The organism is Vibrio sp. 10N.222.48.A3 (assembly GCF_041475345.1).
GTDB lineage: Bacteria > Pseudomonadota > Gammaproteobacteria > Enterobacterales > Vibrionaceae > Vibrio > Vibrio tasmaniensis_A.
The window spans coordinates 1-911 of sequence record NZ_JBFRVX010001278.1; the positions used below are offsets into that span (position 1 = coordinate 1).

The following is a 911-nucleotide window of genomic DNA, read 5'->3' on the forward strand; positions in this document are numbered from 1 at the left end:
CTCTACAGTAAAAGTCGAGTCTGAAAACTCATAGTGCAGATAGCAAAAAGCCGCTCATTAAGAGCGGCTTTTTTAATGGGTGGAAGCCCCAGCCACATCCCGGCACACACGTCGCCTGCTGCGGCTGCTCCCTTCCAGGCCTGACCGAGTTCACAAGTTAGTGTTGCGGGAGGACCAGAGCCTCCATAGATTCTTTTTCTAAGAGGCTTGCCTCAAAGAGTGATTGGATTATTAAGCATCGCAGCAACCATTGCAAGCCCTTCCACCCTATTTTTGAACAATTGCGTTCTAAGTGCTTATCCTTTATTCAACCCATTCGCAAATCGCAGGTAAATTCGCCATTTACCTGCAGTTGGAAGGTTTGGTTACAGAAGAGCTAAATATCGATGTCTTCATTATCTTCGGTGCGAAGGATGTAGTCTGTCATCCAAGCGGTGCCCAACAAACATAACCACACCACAAAAACGGGACTAGGCACTTCGATACTAGGGGTTATCACCAAAGCCGCAAAACCGACAGTTGGCAATGTCCAACACAACAGCTTATTCCAACGGAAAGTTTTCAAGCGCGTCAGTGTTTCCATCGATGCCATGATACCCGTGACACACAAAGCAACCAAAGCGGCATAAGGTAAATCGGCCATCCATAATGGAAGTATTAAGCCTAATGACCACCAGCTGTGTCGACTGGCTGGTTTAAGATGATTGGCCGCCCACCAAATCACGATGATCGACAAGGTTTGCAGCGTGGTAACCCACGGAACGCCATCAAGCTTTCCTGCGGATTGCGTCACCATGATCCCGACTTGTAGCGTTGCGACGATCAAGCCAGAAATAATCACGACCGACAAACTGCTACGTTTTGAAAAGACCACCATCAATAGTGGGAATAACACCCACACACTGACTGAG

Annotated in this window: 1 protein-coding gene and 1 other RNA gene; both read right to left on the reverse strand. The window is 47.9% G+C overall.

What is annotated here, in order from left to right:
• Window positions 1-83: 83 nt before the first annotated feature.
• Window positions 84-180: signal recognition particle sRNA small type (gene ffs, locus AB4653_RS25650), an RNA gene on the reverse strand.
• A gap of 196 nt (window positions 181-376) precedes the next feature.
• A partial coding sequence (locus AB4653_RS25655; protein ID WP_372105636.1) for a hypothetical protein occupies window positions 377-911 on the reverse strand: 535 nt, incomplete at its 5' end.